12 protein-coding genes are annotated in these 15,186 nt (G+C 43.2%); 10 read left to right on the top strand and 2 right to left on the bottom strand.

The window, feature by feature from the left end:
• Positions 1-25 precede the first annotated feature (25 nt).
• A complete protein-coding gene (locus AC2CZC_RS21830) occupies positions 26-1,378 on the top strand; it encodes a serine hydroxymethyltransferase (RefSeq protein ID WP_484585396.1) in 1,353 nt (450 codons plus the stop codon).
• Positions 1,379-1,450: 72 nt separating this feature from the next.
• Here the strand turns inward: AC2CZC_RS21830 and AC2CZC_RS21825 are convergent, their stop codons facing one another.
• Positions 1,451-2,185 (bottom strand): oxygen-binding di-iron domain-containing protein, encoded by a 735-nt coding sequence (locus AC2CZC_RS21825; protein ID WP_484585395.1) that lies wholly within the window; start codon positions 2,183-2,185, stop codon positions 1,451-1,453.
• Positions 2,182-2,799 (bottom strand): hypothetical protein, encoded by a 618-nt coding sequence (locus tag AC2CZC_RS21820; RefSeq protein ID WP_063364290.1) that lies wholly within the window; start codon positions 2,797-2,799, stop codon positions 2,182-2,184. The genes AC2CZC_RS21825 and AC2CZC_RS21820 overlap by 4 nt, the downstream gene beginning before the upstream one ends.
• 171 nt (positions 2,800-2,970) lie before the next feature.
• Between AC2CZC_RS21820 and AC2CZC_RS21815 the strand changes: the two genes are divergently transcribed.
• The 9 genes from AC2CZC_RS21815 to AC2CZC_RS21775 all read left to right on the top strand — a co-directional run bounded on the left by AC2CZC_RS21815 (position 2,971) and on the right by AC2CZC_RS21775 (position 15,185).
• Positions 2,971-5,250 carry an EAL domain-containing protein gene (locus AC2CZC_RS21815; protein ID WP_484585394.1) on the top strand — a complete coding sequence of 760 codons (2,280 nt, stop codon included), beginning with the start codon at positions 2,971-2,973 and terminating at the stop codon, positions 5,248-5,250.
• A 665-nt stretch (positions 5,251-5,915) separates the two neighbouring features.
• A complete protein-coding gene (locus tag AC2CZC_RS21810; RefSeq protein WP_023398377.1) occupies positions 5,916-6,125 on the top strand; it encodes a cold-shock protein in 210 nt (69 codons plus the stop codon).
• 330 nt (positions 6,126-6,455) lie between these two features.
• Positions 6,456-7,121, top strand: a complete 666-nt coding sequence (locus AC2CZC_RS21805) for a GntR family transcriptional regulator (RefSeq protein ID WP_063364288.1) — start codon at positions 6,456-6,458, stop codon at positions 7,119-7,121.
• 23 nt (positions 7,122-7,144) lie between these two features.
• Positions 7,145-8,023 carry a methylisocitrate lyase gene (gene prpB / locus AC2CZC_RS21800; protein WP_063369732.1) on the top strand — a complete coding sequence of 293 codons (879 nt, stop codon included), beginning with the start codon at positions 7,145-7,147 and terminating at the stop codon, positions 8,021-8,023.
• Between the two features lie 85 nt (positions 8,024-8,108).
• Positions 8,109-9,230, top strand: a complete 1,122-nt coding sequence (gene prpC / locus AC2CZC_RS21795; RefSeq protein WP_484585393.1) for a bifunctional 2-methylcitrate synthase/citrate synthase — start codon at positions 8,109-8,111, stop codon at positions 9,228-9,230.
• A 102-nt stretch (positions 9,231-9,332) separates the two neighbouring features.
• Positions 9,333-11,921: a Fe/S-dependent 2-methylisocitrate dehydratase AcnD gene (acnD, locus tag AC2CZC_RS21790; RefSeq protein WP_484585392.1), complete on the top strand. Its 2,589-nt coding sequence runs from the start codon at positions 9,333-9,335 to the stop codon at positions 11,919-11,921.
• Between the two features lie 55 nt (positions 11,922-11,976).
• Positions 11,977-13,152 (top strand): 2-methylaconitate cis-trans isomerase PrpF, encoded by a 1,176-nt coding sequence (gene prpF / locus AC2CZC_RS21785; protein WP_484585391.1) that lies wholly within the window; start codon positions 11,977-11,979, stop codon positions 13,150-13,152.
• Between the two features lie 106 nt (positions 13,153-13,258).
• A complete protein-coding gene (locus tag AC2CZC_RS21780) occupies positions 13,259-13,864 on the top strand; it encodes a LysE family translocator (protein WP_484585390.1) in 606 nt (201 codons plus the stop codon).
• A 22-nt stretch (positions 13,865-13,886) separates the two neighbouring features.
• Positions 13,887-15,185 (top strand): SAM-dependent methyltransferase, encoded by a 1,299-nt coding sequence (locus AC2CZC_RS21775; protein ID WP_484585389.1) that lies wholly within the window; start codon positions 13,887-13,889, stop codon positions 15,183-15,185.
• The last annotated feature ends 1 nt before the right edge of the window (position 15,186 follow it).

The raw sequence follows: 15,186 nt of genomic DNA, 5'->3' as shown, positions 1-15,186 counted from the left end.
ATAAAGAGGCATAGAAGGAGCTTTTATGAACTTTGATAGACAACTTATCTCAGGACAACAAGGTTTATTAGAAAAGGGCATACTCGAATTAAGTCGGCAAGACGCTGAACTTGCAAGGTTACTTGATGATGAGGTTGTCAGGCAGCACAATACATTATCTTTGGTGGCATCTTGCTGCACTGTAGACCCTAGAACGCTGGCCGCATCAGCATCCGCTTTGGTGAATGTGACAGCTGAAGGCGGACCGGGTAAACGTTATCATGCTGGATGTTTAAATGTTGATAAAGTTGAGTCGTTGGCCATTGAACGTGCAAAGTCACTGTTTGGAGCGCAATATGCGAATGTTCAATCACACTCAGCATCAAATGCAAATTACCAAGTGTTTTCAGCATTGCTTAAGCCCGGTGATACTTTTTTAGGGATGTCTCTAGATCATGGTGGACATTTAACGCATGGCAGCCCAGTAACTGTCTCTGGCACTTTTTATAAAGCAATTGGCTATGGGACGACAGATGAGGGTTTGATAGATTACGAGGAAGCTCGCCGACTTGCACATGAGCATCACCCAAAACTGATTGTGTGTGGCGCAACAGCCTATTCAAGAGTGGTTGATTTCGCTCGTTTCAGAGAGATAGCGGATGAGGTTGGTGCCATTTTAATGGCGGATATTTCTCATATTGCGGGTTTAGTAGCTACTGGGTTACATCCAAGCCCTGTTGATCATGCCCATGTAACGACAACTTGTACGCACAAACAGTTAGCAGGCCCTAGAGGTGGGCTAATATTGTCTGGTCGAGATGCAAATGACACCGTACCAGGCTTCAACTTGCCTTTTTCTCGTATTCTAGATCGCGCTGTGTTTCCTATGATGCAAGGCGCCCCTGCTGTGAATATTATTGCTGCAAAAGCTGCTGCATTTGGCTACGCACAAAAGCCTGAATTTAGACAATATATTACTCGGATCCGTCATGCTGCTGATACTATTGCTGATGCGTTTAATGCTCATGGGTATGAAGTGATTGGCGGTCAAACGAATAATCATACAGTGCTAATCAAGCTCAGAGGAGAGCTCACAGGTACAATCGCTGAAGAGGCGTTGGAAGAGTGTGGGATCACGGTGAATAAAAACAGGATCCCAGGTGAAACCCGTTCTTCATTTGTTACCAGTGGACTGAGAATTGGCACCGGTGCACTTGCGCAGCGACATATGGATGAAATTGGCTGTAAAAAGGTGGTCGAGTTGGTGTGCCGTATTTTAGATGTCGTGCAAATTCTCAGCGAGAAGGAGTACCGTTTGAATCCAGAACTCAGAGATGGGTTTATCAATGAAGTACAAAGTGTGTGTCGTGACTACCCTATTTTAAGTTATACCCAGTAGCTACATAAAAGACCAAGCGCTCTGATATGACTGAGCGCTTTATAAATTCTTACTGACGGACCAATTTAGTGTTCATTTGGCAGCGCTACCTACATCTAATTTATCAAACCACTCTAAAAACTCTTGTACTTGCTCGCCTTTGTATAGCTTGCCATGATTGGGTGCAAGTATATTAATATCAAGCTCTTTAACTCTGGCAATCCAGTTTGCTTTAGCTTGGTTGGACGGCATCCAGCGTTTGTGAAATTGTTCAATATGTTTCACATGAAGTGAAAAATCTTCCACGAATTTAGTATCACTCGGAGCTTTGATTGCTGAGCCAACATTAGCACTCATTAAAACTTTAGCTGTGGGATCATATAGGTGAAAATTGCCAGCAGCGTGCAAGTAGTGTGCGGGAAGTATGCGTAAGCGTACACCGCCCAATTGAATTTCCCCACCTTCATCACTGACGCCTTCAAAATGAAGATTGTCTAAATCAAAGTGGCCGATAAAACGATCCCATAAAGAGGGCGCGTATAACGTGGCGTTTGCGATGGCTTTATCCCATAAACTCAAGGTTGCGATAATGTCAGGATCTTGATGGGATGCAAACAAGGTAGTCAATTTATCGAGTTCAGTATGCTGTAAGACTGCCGCTAACATTGGAGAGAATAGCTCAACCCCTCCAGGGTCCATTAACAGCGATTCATAGTCACTGTGAATGAAGTATTGGTTAACCGCGCTGTGTGTATCGTTTTTTGATCCACTGCATTCAAGCATCATCCAACTGTGTGTTTTTCCTTTGTATAATTCCGCTAGCTTCACTTTAACACTCCCCTTAGAGTATGGATTTCACTTAAGTTGTATACAACAGCGGTTTTGATCGTTTTAGCTGCACTTGCAATAAAGTCAGATACAGATTGCAAACTGTCACTAAAGTCCCCTGCATTGGTGGCTTCAACTCTACTGGTTACGGCAATATATTCGGCGCTTTGCATTTGTTTTTGAATGTCTTCAAAGTGATTTTCAAGTTCGCTCAAAGCCAGAGATAGTTGTGACGCCGCGCGTCGCTGTGATTTAAGCGCTTCTTGATACATGGCATCTGCTTGCTTTGAGTTTAAATGTGTTTTGAGTAGTGTCATTTGATGAAAATATTGACTACAGCGTACTAATTTATGTGCGACTTTAAACAGCTGATTAGATAAGTCCGCAATTTTAGTCGTAGAAGCAATGGTCTGTTCAGAGAACTCATCGATAAAATTGGTAATGGGTTTAAAACCAAGCGCTGCATCCCCTGCTCTTAGTGCTACGACTCGTGCATTTTTAGCGGTGAGAGAAAGGTTTTTCGCTTGGGTTAAAATGGACTCCAAGTTCGCGATTATTTGCGCTACTCGCACAAAGTTTTCAACCACTTTTACATCGTCGCTTATGCTTATCATTGCTTGATCTCAATAACCTTGCCCTTAATAGATTTAGGACAAAAGTGGGTTAAATTCCAGAAATATAAATAATCAATTAATTGCAGTGACTGTTAAAGTTGACCATCAGAGTCTACGCTTAATCAATACTAAGGATATTTTTATAACTTCTTTGATTTTGCGCGAATGCATATGAATCGACTCACACAAAAACTGTTACTCAGTATATTTTTCCTGCTCGTTGGCCTCTCATTCGGTGTTCAGATAAGTCAGTTTATAGAAAATTGGATTTTTACCGAAGTAGGTCAGTATGGTAACGAATCCCTAATTGAACTTTTTAACTACTTTTCTCTTGGTATCATTGGCTTTGTGATGGCCATTGTTTTAGGTGGGGGCGTGATTTATTTCGCGCGAAAAAAGCAGCAAGAAATTGGATTTGGGGAACATGGCGAGCTGTATTATGAGGTGTTTAGAGAGTGCCTGACTGCACAGTTTTTGGTTTGTGAAAATGGCACTTTGTATGCTGTTAGCCAAGGGCTGTGTAAACAGCTTCGTACTTCGGAAGACACATTGGTTGAGTTAGGGTTAAAAGGACTGATTGATGAGCCTAGCTTTGAGCAATTTACACGTTGGCAAAAAGAGGGGGATGACTTTGCTCAATTGACCTTTAGACCTCTAAATGCAACACGGGGTCAAGATGAATTCATCGTTTCAATCAATCATACCCATTTACAGGGGGTGTTTCTTGGCCAGTTGGTTGATGTCGCTAAGCAAAGTGAGTTACAAAAACAGCATGAGTTACTGGCGATCACGTTAAGTTCTGTCGGCGATGGGGTTATTTGCACAGATGTAGATAACAAGATTACCTTCATGAACCCTGTTGCTGAAGCTGTTTTGGCCCTGTTGAGCGATGAAGTCAAAGGGAAAGCATTTCAAGAAGTCATGCCACTATTTCATGAAGACAGTAAAGAGCCCATTAATGACCCAATGCAGCAATCTATGCAAGAGCTTCAAACTGTTTGCTTGAGTGAACTGATTTGCTTTAGAAATCATCTTAGCCTCGACTTTGCAATAGAGGTTTGTTGCTCACCTATTTTCATTCGCGGCGATAAAATTGCTGGCGCTGTGTTGGTGTTTCAGGATGTCACGGAGTCACGCCTGATGCGAAAAAGGATGAATCACTTGGCCCATCATGATGCATTAACTGGTTTGCCAAATAGATTACTTTTGCAAGACAGGTTGGTTCAGTCATGTAAAAGAGCTAAGCGTCACAAGCATCAGTTTGCGCTGATATTTTTAGATTTAAACAAATTCAAAGCAATTAATGACTCCCTTGGCCATGACAGTGGCGATGAGTTACTGAAGCAGGTTGCCAAGCGTCTAACCGCGAGTATCAGAGCATGTGATACGGTTTCACGTATTGGTGGCGATGAGTTTGTACTATTGATTGACAGCATGGACGACAGAAAGCATGTTCGGCATGTGGTGGAAAAAATATTTCACGCTTCAAGTGGGGATTATGATCTAAGAGCAACACAAGTGAATGTGTCATTTAGCGCGGGCGTTGCGTTATATCCTGAAGATGGTGAAAACGCCGACATATTAATGAAAAGTGCAGATACAGCGATGTATAGAGCTAAAAAAGTGGGGCATTCTAATTACCAATTCTATTGTGCTGAGCTCGATAAAGAAGCTGAGCTCTATCTTGAGAAAGAAACTGCCATGATAAAGGCGCTTAGAGAAAAAGCGTTCTTACCCTATTTTCAGCCCATTTTGAATGCGCAGACGTTGGTTATTGAAAAGATAGAAGTGCTCGCACGCTGGCAACATCAAGATGAACTTATCGCGGCTGAACAATTTGTTGATGTAGCCGAGAGTGCGGGAATAAATGGTCATTTAAGTATGTATGTCTTTGAGCTGGCTATGCCACATTTTGTAGAGTGGTTAAAAGGCTATCCTCATTTGCAATTGTGTTTAAACCTATCGATAAAGCATTTGTTAAATGGCATGTTTACTGAGCAGCTAATGGCACTGTTGGACACATATCAGTTAAGTCCAAAGCAGTTTGAATTAGAAATCGCAGAACGTCCATTACTAGAGCGCGCGGATGAACTTAAGTCAACGCTCAATGCGTTAAGCAGCTTGGGCTTTAGTTTGGCTATCGACGATTTTGGTCTTGGCCACACCAATCCTTCTTTGCTCAAAGAATTGCATTTTGATTCGATAAAAATAGATCCTAGCTTTATTAATGAAATCGGTGGTGCCGAGCATCAAGATGATCTGGCTTTAGTGATGATTAATATTGCTAAAAGTCTTGGTGTTAACTGTATTGCAGAAGGCGTGGAATGTGACGTACAGGCAACGACACTTGCTTCCCATGGTTGCGATCAACTACAGGGGCATTTATTTTCTGTGCCAGTACCCAGTGAACAAGTGGGGGAGTTGCTAGGTAAATCCTTTGCGATTAAATAGGCGAGTTACAGCATTATTTAGTCTTCGAACTCGATGCATTCAAAATACATAGTATCGTTAATATTCATTTTCTCTAGACATTGATGGTGCTAATTTACATTATCGGCAGAGTTGAGCTTTTTAGTTAAGTTGCTTTTATTGTAATTATTGCAACTCTTATTTTTTAGTCGGTTAATTATACCTGCCGCAACTTCGCGCCATATTGGCCAATATTTAAAGTATTACGAAAACAAATTTGAGCGTAAATGTACATACTTGAAACGCTATTTTTATGCAGAAAAATCAATAAAAATCGATTGCTATTGATATGTCCAAAAGCCTTATTTTTACTGGGGCTGCGGCGGTGTCTCTAATTGTTCACAATGCTTATGTGATTATGTCATTAAGCATTCATAAATATGTTTAAAAATTAGTTGACTTAGAGGGGCATCCCTATAAGATGAACATAGACAGAATTTCGGTCAGTGTTTATAAATCTCCATTACGTTGTTGTATAAGTGTTAGCTTGTAGTAGTACCGTCCTGAAGTTTTATCACCGGCAAAATTTAGGTCTATGCGCCCACAAGGGCATAGGTTTGCCAGTTTATAAAGATGGATTCTCTTTAAGCAGTTTAGAATTTGCTTTTAAGGATTGGCATTTATATTTTTTATCAGGATTTATTATTATGTCTAATACTTTAACAGGTACAGTAAAGTGGTTTAACGAGTCAAAAGGCTTTGGTTTTATCGCTCAGGAAAATGGCCCAGACGTTTTTGCACACTTCAGTGCAATCAAAGGCGACGGTTTCCGTACTCTAGCTGAAGGCGAGCGTGTAGAATTTAAACTTACTACAGGCCAAAAAGGTCCTCAAGCTGAGGAAATCGTTAAGCTGTAACTGTCACAGTTGATACGAATTTTAAAAGGCAAGCTTAGCTTGCCTTTTTTGTTGCCTATCTCTCGCTGTTCTTATACTTACCCCTTCCTATCCTGCTCACTGCCTTAGCCATGTTTGCCCTACTCCTAATCTTATTTATTAAAAGCATGTCACGTTAGTTTATTACTTTATCAGTACTATTAGATTGGCAGACGCTTGCTTAGCCATAATAAATAAGGTGAATAGTGTGAATAATAAGATTGTCGACAATTTATTTGTTTGTAGGTTGACGTTAACGTAAAGTGTATCTATATTGTTGGCAATTGATAAAAACTATTGCGTGATCATTTGATGAACTTCTTTCAAGAAAAAGCTGTAACCTCTTCAGATAAAACGTTTTTTCAATTGAGGGAAGAGATCGTTGAAGGCCATATATCAGCGGGCTCAAAGCTGAGTGAAGTTGAATTGTCGACAAAGTATGAGGTTAGCCGTGCAGTCGTTCGTGAAGCCATCAACCGCTTAGAAGCGTGCAACATTGTTGAGCGTAAAGCCAATGTCGGTGCGCGCGTTGTGACTTTAACATCCGAAGGCTTACTTGAGCTGTATCAGATCCGAGAAGCATTGGAAGGCATGGCGGCAAGGCTTGCTGCACAAAATATGCCTGATGCTGAGATAAATCAATTGAGCAGTTTGTTAAAAGGCCAGCAAGATGAGGTAAAGCAGCGCAACGTCTACTATCAAGAGGCGGGAGATTTGGACTTTCATTACCGCATTATCGTTGGCAGCCAAAATCAACAATTGATCACTATGCTGAGCAATGGGATTTACCACTTAGCAAGAATGTATCGAGTTCAGTTAGGTATGACTGGACCAAGAGTGACAACAGCTTATGACGAGCACATACATATCGTAAGAGCCATCGCAAATCGTGATGGCGAATTGGCAGAGATTTTAATGCGACGCCATATTCAATACTCAAAAAATAATATCGCCGTCAAGCTATCAAACATGAAGTAAACATCACAGGAGAGTACACCACCATGAGTGCAGGAAAAAAATTTCGTGACGCATTAAATGCAAATCAACCATTACAGATTGTAGGCACGATTAACGCTTATAGCGCGATTATGGCAAAGCAAATAGGTCACCAAGCAATTTATTTATCTGGTGGTGGTGTCGCAAATGCATCATATGGCTTACCTGATTTAGGCATGACCTCTTTAAATGATGTCATTGCAGATGTTCAGCGCATTACATCTGCTTGTGATTTACCCCTGATGGTGGACATTGATACAGGATGGGGCGGTGCATTTAACATTGCTAAAACGATCCGCGATATGGAAAAAGCTGGTGCTGCGGCGGTACATATTGAAGACCAAGTGGCACAAAAACGCTGTGGTCATAGACCAAACAAAGAAATTGTATCAACAGAAGAAATGGTCGACCGAATTAAAGCGGCGGTGGATGCGCGTACTGATAAAGACTTTTTCATAATGGCGCGTACTGATGCCTTTGCTCAAGAAGGCTTAGACGCTGCGATTGCACGTGCAAAAGCCTATGTAGAAGCGGGCGCTGATGGCATTTTTGCAGAAGCGATTCAAACTGAAGAACACTACAGAGCATTTTCAGAAGCGTTAGACGTGCCAATTTTAGCGAACATGACAGAGTTTGGTAAGACTGAGCTTTGGAGCAAGCAACAGCTTGGTGAGTGGGGCGTAGGCATGGTGCTGTATCCTCTAAGCGCATTCCGTGCGATGAATAAAGCAGCCGAGTTGGTATATCGCACTTTATTGAATGACGGTGACCAAAAAGCAGTTGTAGATACCATGCAAACACGTATGGATTTATATGATTACCTTGGTTATCACGATTACGAGCAAAAGCTTGATGCATTGTTTGCTCAAGGTAAAAACAAGTAACAAATAATATAACAGAGCGTGTTTTAGCACGCTCAGAAAAAAGATTCTAAAATTCAGCAGGTAAAAAATTTTTCAGGAGAAAGTGATGGCTAAAGTACTAAGTGGTGCAGGTCTACGTGGTCAAGTAGCAGGGAAAACTGCATTATCAACAGTAGGAAAATCAGGTTCAGGGCTAACTTATCGCGGTTATGATGTTAAAGGTTTGGCTGAGAACTGTCAGTTTGAAGAAGTTGCATACCTTATTCTTAAAGGCAAACTGCCAAATCAAAGCGAGCTTGACGAATATAAAGCCCTATTGAAGTCAATGCGTGGTTTACCTGTGGCACTTAAAGACGTGTTAGAACGTATTCCAGCAGATGCACACCCAATGGATGTGCTGCGTACAGGTTGCTCTATGTTGGGTAACTTGGAAGGCGAAGCTAGCTTTGATGAGCAAGGTAAAGTGACAGACCGTATGCTGGCGTGTTTCCCAAGCATCATTTGCTATTGGTATCGCTTTAGCCATGATGGTGTTCGCGTTGATGTTGAAACAGATGATGATTCAATTGGCGCGCATTTCTTACACTTACTGCGTGGTGAAAAGCCATCAGAGCTTCACGAGCGCGTTATGCATGTATCACTTATCCTTTATGCTGAGCATGAATTCAATGCATCTACTTTCACTGCGCGTGTATGTGCGTCAACACTATCAGACATGCATTCTTGTGTGACAGGCGCAATTGGTTCACTGCGTGGTCCACTTCACGGTGGTGCTAATGAAGCCGCGATGGAAATGATTGAGCGCTTTGAATCTGCTGATCATGCTGAACAAGAAATGATGGGCATGTTAGAGCGCAAAGAGAAAATCATGGGCTTTGGTCATGCGATTTATTCTGAGTCAGATCCACGTAATGAAATTATTAAAACATGGTCTGAAAAACTGGCAGCAGATGTTGGCGATACAGTGCTTTACCCTGTTTCTGTTCGCTGTGAAGAAGTGATGTGGCGTGAGAAGAAGTTATTCTGTAACGCGGATTTTTTCCATGCATCTGCTTATAACTTCATGGGGATCCCAACGAAACTATTTACCCCAATTTTTGTGATGTCTCGCCTAACGGGCTGGGCTGCACACGTGATGGAGCAGCGTGCGGATAACCGTATTATTCGCCCTTCTGCTGAATATACAGGTGAAGATCTTCGCCCAGTGCCTGCGATTGCAGCACGCTAGTTATAGCCGACGACTTATATAGACCGTAAGTCGTGAGCATGCAGTGCTTAATAGCACTGCATGCTAAGCACACCGTCACATCTTCAGTTGGAAAAAGCAGTTATGAACACCCAATACCGTAAACGATTACCTGATTCTACTCTATGTTACTATGATACGCGCGAGGCCATCGAGGCGATAAAGCCCGGCGCATATGATGGATTACCTTATACCTCAAAAGTCCTCGCAGAAAACCTAGTGCGAAGAGCAGAGCCTGAAAAGCTTGATGACTTCTTGACGCAAATAATCGAAAGACGAAGAGACCTGGACTTCCCATGGTTTCCAGCGCGTGTAGTGTGTCACGATATTCTTGGTCAAACAGCACTGGTTGATTTGGCTGGTCTTCGTGATGCCATCGCAGAAAAAGGAGGCGATCCTGCCAAAGTTAATCCAGTTGTACCAACCCAGTTAATTGTTGATCACAGTTTGGCAGTAGAGCACGCCGGTTATGAAGAAAATGCGTTTGAAAAAAATCGTGCGATAGAAGATCGCCGCAATGATGACCGTTTCCACTTTATAAACTGGACAAAAACAGCGTTTAAAAATGTTGATGTGATCCCACCGGGTAACGGTATTCTTCACCAGATCAATCTAGAAAAAATGTCGCCAGTGGTTCAGGCGCGAGATGGTGTTGCATTTCCTGATACGCTAGTCGGCACTGACAGTCATACACCACATGTTGATGCATTGGGTGTAATTGCCATTGGTGTCGGTGGCTTAGAAGCTGAGAGTGTTATGCTTGGCCGTGCATCCTACATGCGACTACCAGATATTGTGGGTGTTGAGCTGGTGGGTAAACGCCAGCCGGGTATCACTGCAACGGATATTGTTTTAGCCATTACTGAGTTTTTACGTAATGAAAAAGTGGTCTCAACCTACTTAGAGTTTTTCGGTGAAGGTGCAAATGACTTAACCCTTGGTGACCGTGCGACGATTTCAAATATGACACCAGAATATGGCGCAACGGCTGCTATGTTCTACATAGATCAGAAAACCATTGATTATTTAAAGCTCACGGGCCGTGATGATGAGCAAGTCGAGTTAGTGGAGAAATATGCCAAGCTGACTGGCTTGTGGGCAGATGCCATGACTGAAGCCAAGTATGAGCGCGTATTAAAGTTCGATTTATCCAGTGTAGGGCGTAACTTAGCCGGTCCATCTAATCCGCATCGCCGTGTGGCAACGCAAGATTTGGCCAAACAAGGTATCGTGGCTGATTACGAAAAAACAGAAGATCAAATGCCTGATGGCGCGGTGATCATTGCTGCTATCACCAGTTGTACCAATACCAGTAACCCACGAAATGTCGTTGCAGCTGGGTTGCTGGCAAGAAACGCCAATAAACTTGGCCTGAAGCGCAAACCTTGGGTCAAAACATCATTTGCACCGGGCTCCAAAGCGGTGCGCTCTTATATGACTGAAGCAGACTTACTACCAGAGCTTGAAGCGCTTGGCTTTGGCATTGTGGCCTTTGCATGTACTACGTGTAACGGAATGAGTGGGGCACTAGACCCTAAAATTCAACAAGAAGTCATCGACAGAGACTTATATGCAACGGCTGTATTGTCGGGTAACCGAAACTTTGATGGTCGTATTCACCCTTATGCAAAGCAAGCATTCTTAGCGTCACCGCCATTGGTGGTGGCTTATGCTATTGCAGGTAGTGTGCGCTTTGACATTGAACAAGATGTCCTTGGTCATGATCAAGCGGGTAATCCGGTAACACTGAAAGACATTTGGCCAAGTGATGAAGAGATTGATGCGGTTATAGCAAACAGTGTGAAACCACAGCAATTTAGAGAAGTATACGACCCGATGTTCAACCTCACGGTTGATTATGGTGAAGATAACGACCCATTGTATGAATGGCGCGAAATGAGCACCTATATCCGTCGTCCACCATATTGGGAAGGTGCGCTTGCAGGCGAGCGTACGATGAAAGGCATGAGGCCGCTGGCTATTTTAGGTGACAATATTACTACCGATCACCTGTCACCTTCTAACGCAATTATGGCAAGCAGTGCAGCAGGTGAATACCTGGCCAAAATGGGCCTACCTGAAGAGGACTTTAACTCTTATGCCACACACCGAGGAGATCACTTAACCGCGCAGCGTGCAACGTTTGCGAATCCGAAGCTACTTAATGAAATGGTGAAGGAAAATGGTGAAGTGAAGCAAGGTTCACTTGCGCGTGTTGAGCCTGAAGGTCAGGTAACCCGTATGTGGGAAGCAATCGAAACTTATATGGATAGAAAGCAGCCGCTAATTATTGTGGCAGGTGCGGACTATGGTCAGGGCTCCTCGCGAGATTGGGCGGCAAAAGGGGTGCGTCTTGCGGGTGTTGAAGTGATTGTTGCTGAAGGGTTCGAACGTATTCACAGAACCAACTTGATTGGTATGGGTGTATTACCGCTGGAGTTTAAACCAGGCACGACAAGACTGACACTTGAGTTAGATGGCACAGAGACCTATGACGTTGTGGGCGAGCGCACACCGGGTACAACGTTGACGCTGGTGATTAATCGTCGAAATGGTGAGTGTATCGAAGTGGATGTCACGTGCCGATTGGATACCGCAGAAGAGGTGTCTATTTATGAAGCGGGTGGCGTATTGCAACGTTTTGCTAAAGACTTTTTAGAAGCCAACGCTTAATCAACATTATCAAAATAAACCCAAGCAATGCTTGGGTTTATTGTTAGGAAGGATCATGAGTTTTAAACCACAAATTAAAATTCCCGCCACATATATGCGTGGTGGGACTTCAAAAGGTGTATTTTTCAATCTAGAAGACTTACCTAAAGGCGCACAAGTTGCCGGTAAATTGCGAGATGATATTTTACTTCGCGTGATCGGCAGCCCAGATCCGTATGCTAAGCAAACGGATGGCATGGGTGGGGCGACTTCCAGCACCAGTAAAACGGTTATTTTGTCAAAGAGCACGCAAGCCGACCATGATGTTGACTACTTGTTTGGACAAGTGGCTATCGATAAGCCATTTATCGATTGGAGTGGAAATTGCGGTAACTTAACCGCGGCGGTTGGTGCTTTTGCTATCAGCAATGGTTTGGTTGACAGTACTCGCATACCTGAAAATGGGATTGCAGTTGTCCGTATTTGGCAAGCAAATATCGGTAAAACCATCGTTGCGCATATTCCAATCACCAATGGTGAAGTGCAAGAAACTGGCGACTTTGAGTTAGATGGCGTGACGTTCCCGGCAGCTGAGGTGGTTGTTGAGTTCTTAGATCCAGCCGATGCTGATGCAGATATGTTCCCGAGCGGCAATTTAGTGGATGTACTTGAAGTGCCTGATGAAGGCGCTTTTGATGTGACCATGATAAATGCTGGGATCCCGACTCTATTCTTTAGAGCTGATGATTTGGGCTTTAACGGCACTGAATTGCAAGAGGCAATTAACGGCGATGCAAATACGTTGCAAAGGCTAGAGAAAATCCGCGCATATGGAGCGTTGAAAATGGGTCTGATCAACGATTTGGAAGATGCTAAGGTTCGTCAGCATACGCCCAAAATAGCTTTTGTTAGTGGCCCTTGTGCCTACTCAGCATCCAGTGGTAAAGCCATCAGTGAGCAAGACATCGACCTAAATGTACGAGCGCTGTCTATGGGTAAGCTACACCATGCGATGATGGGTACTGCCGCGGTGGCCATAGCGACAGCTGCGGCAATTCCGGGTACTTTGGTCAATGAAGCCGCTGGCGGTGGACCACGAAATCAAGTTACGTTTGGGCACCCGTCTGGCACCTTAAAAGTTGGCGCTGAAGCAGAGCAAAATGGACAGAGGTGGTTAGCGAAAAAAGCCATCATGAGCAGAAGTGCACGTGTATTGATGGAAGGCGTTGTTCGCATACCCTCACCCGAATAAAACGCAATAGGTTGAGGTGTTCACCTCAGCCATTCCTCGTCATTTTATCGGCGAACTCAACACAAGAAAAAACATCACATAAAGCAAAAGGAAAGTTTGGAAAACCATGCTAGAAGCTATTATTTCGCTCGCATTTACAACATTTTTGTTACTTGGCTCACCTGGCCCTGCCCCATTGGCGCTCGCTGCTGTTGGTGCAAGCTCTGGGGTTAGAGAAGGAGTGCCATTCTTACTGGGTATTTTGAGTGGCTTGCTGGTCGCTATTGTCGCGTCGGCAACAGGGTTAGGTGCATTACTGTTAAGCTTCCCGCAATTAACGCACGTATTCCAAGTCGCGGCTTTACTCTACTTACTTTACGTTGCATATAAAATTGCTACCAACAAAAGTGCTTTATCTTCAACAGGAGATAAGTCCGTTGGTTTTATGGATGGGTTCATTTTAAATTTGTTTAATCCCAAAGCGTATGCTGCTTGTATCGCTATATTTGCTAATGTCGCCTTGCCGTTTGAGTCTCAATTGCAGGCCAGTGTGGTTGCGGCCAGTATATTGTTTGCGGTTGCTGTAGTGGCAGATGCGCTATGGCTATATTTTGGTGGGGTTTTACACCGGGTTGTAAAAACTTCGCAACAGCTCAGATATTTAAGACTATTTTTTGCAAGCCTTTTAGTTTTACTTTTGGGGTATGTCACTCTATCCTCAAACCTAGTCTAAGTTTATAAAAAATAGGGAAGTTATGGGGTTATCTAAATCACAGTTTGTCGATGTTGCGCAGGTTTTACTGAGTGCGCCAAAAGGGGCTATCGATAAAGTTGATATCAAAGCCATGGTGGACTATTTAGGTACTGTTACCGGGATATTTACCAGCACAGATATGAATCAGTCTGATAAAACAGAAACCGCATCAGGTGTTGCGATTTCTCCCGTGCAAGCGGCAAAGTGTTTTGAAGAAACTGTGAGAACACAATTATTTGCTCAAGGCGTCGCACAAGCGATAAATGACTGCATTAGAGAAAATGAAGCACCCGTTAGAGTACTCTATGCAGGGACTGGGCCTTATGCTACTTTGCTTATACCTTTATTAGCAGTGAGTGATAACTTACCTGTTGAGGTTACCTTAATTGATATTCATCAAGAGAATATTGATGCGGTGCATAAGTTAATTAACCACTTTAATCTTGGTCATTACCACATTCGTACGCATCATGCAGACGCGACGTTATGGCAACCACAGTCGTCTCAAGAACGCTTTGATATCATTATTTCAGAAACCATGACGGCTTTGCTAAAACGCGAGCCACAAGTATATATTTTCAAACATTTGGTTCAGTTTTTAGCGCCTGAAGGCGTACTTATTCCGCAGCAGGTGAGCCTAAAAGCGTGGTTGACTCAAGGTGAGAATGAGGGCGAGCGAGTTGAGTTACTTGGCGAGTTTTTCTGTTTAGATAAATCAACATCTTTGGCTTTAAGCCAGCAAGATTTAAGCTGTTTCTCATCTTGTCTCACTATTCCGGATAAAGATTGGTCAGGTTATACAGTTAAGCTCACCACGGATATTCAAGTGTATGGTGATTTGAGGTTGACCGAAGGGGATTGCAGCTTAAATATTGCATTTCATTTTAGCCCTTATGATGTTGTATTGGCAGCAAATGAGACTATTCAGTTTGATTATGTCGCACCAACTAGCCCAGACTTTTCCATTGTCTTTCCAAAAGCAAAGTGGCAATGCAGTCATTATGTATTACCGACAAGTGATGATGTTGGAAGGCTTGGCTTAGTGCAGTTGAAGCGCAGTTTTCAAAGGTCGTTTATGATAAAGCGAGGGGAACGTTTTGAGGTACCTGATCCAGAGTGGCATGCTGAGTTAGTTATTTATGACATGCTAGGGCTAAGCTGTGCTGAGGTCACTGCAAACATGTTTGCGTTAGAGGCCTTCGCCGACTTTGAATTATGGATTGAAGAGAATACGGTCGATATGTCACACATCAAAGTAGCAGCTATCAATGACGCTTTTCGTCGACGGTTACATAGTTGAG

Source organism: Pseudoalteromonas sp. MMG033 (assembly GCF_057197785.1).
This window is presented reverse-complemented; position numbering and strand designations above follow the sequence as displayed.

Coding starts and splice junctions, on each gene's coding strand:
- AC2CZC_RS21775 (WP_484585389.1), top strand. CDS start 13,887: ATGGGGTTATCTAAATCACAGTTTGTCGATGTTGCGCAGGTTTTACTG.
- AC2CZC_RS21805 (WP_063364288.1), top strand. CDS start 6,456: ATGAACTTCTTTCAAGAAAAAGCTGTAACCTCTTCAGATAAAACGTTT.
- AC2CZC_RS21815 (WP_484585394.1), top strand. CDS start 2,971: ATGAATCGACTCACACAAAAACTGTTACTCAGTATATTTTTCCTGCTC.
- AC2CZC_RS21820 (WP_063364290.1), bottom strand. CDS start 2,799: ATGATAAGCATAAGCGACGATGTAAAAGTGGTTGAAAACTTTGTGCGA.
- prpF (WP_484585391.1), top strand. CDS start 11,977: ATGAGTTTTAAACCACAAATTAAAATTCCCGCCACATATATGCGTGGT.
- AC2CZC_RS21810 (WP_023398377.1), top strand. CDS start 5,916: ATGTCTAATACTTTAACAGGTACAGTAAAGTGGTTTAACGAGTCAAAA.
- acnD (WP_484585392.1), top strand. CDS start 9,333: ATGAACACCCAATACCGTAAACGATTACCTGATTCTACTCTATGTTAC.
- prpC (WP_484585393.1), top strand. CDS start 8,109: ATGGCTAAAGTACTAAGTGGTGCAGGTCTACGTGGTCAAGTAGCAGGG.
- prpB (WP_063369732.1), top strand. CDS start 7,145: ATGAGTGCAGGAAAAAAATTTCGTGACGCATTAAATGCAAATCAACCA.
- AC2CZC_RS21830 (WP_484585396.1), top strand. CDS start 26: ATGAACTTTGATAGACAACTTATCTCAGGACAACAAGGTTTATTAGAA.
- AC2CZC_RS21780 (WP_484585390.1), top strand. CDS start 13,259: ATGCTAGAAGCTATTATTTCGCTCGCATTTACAACATTTTTGTTACTT.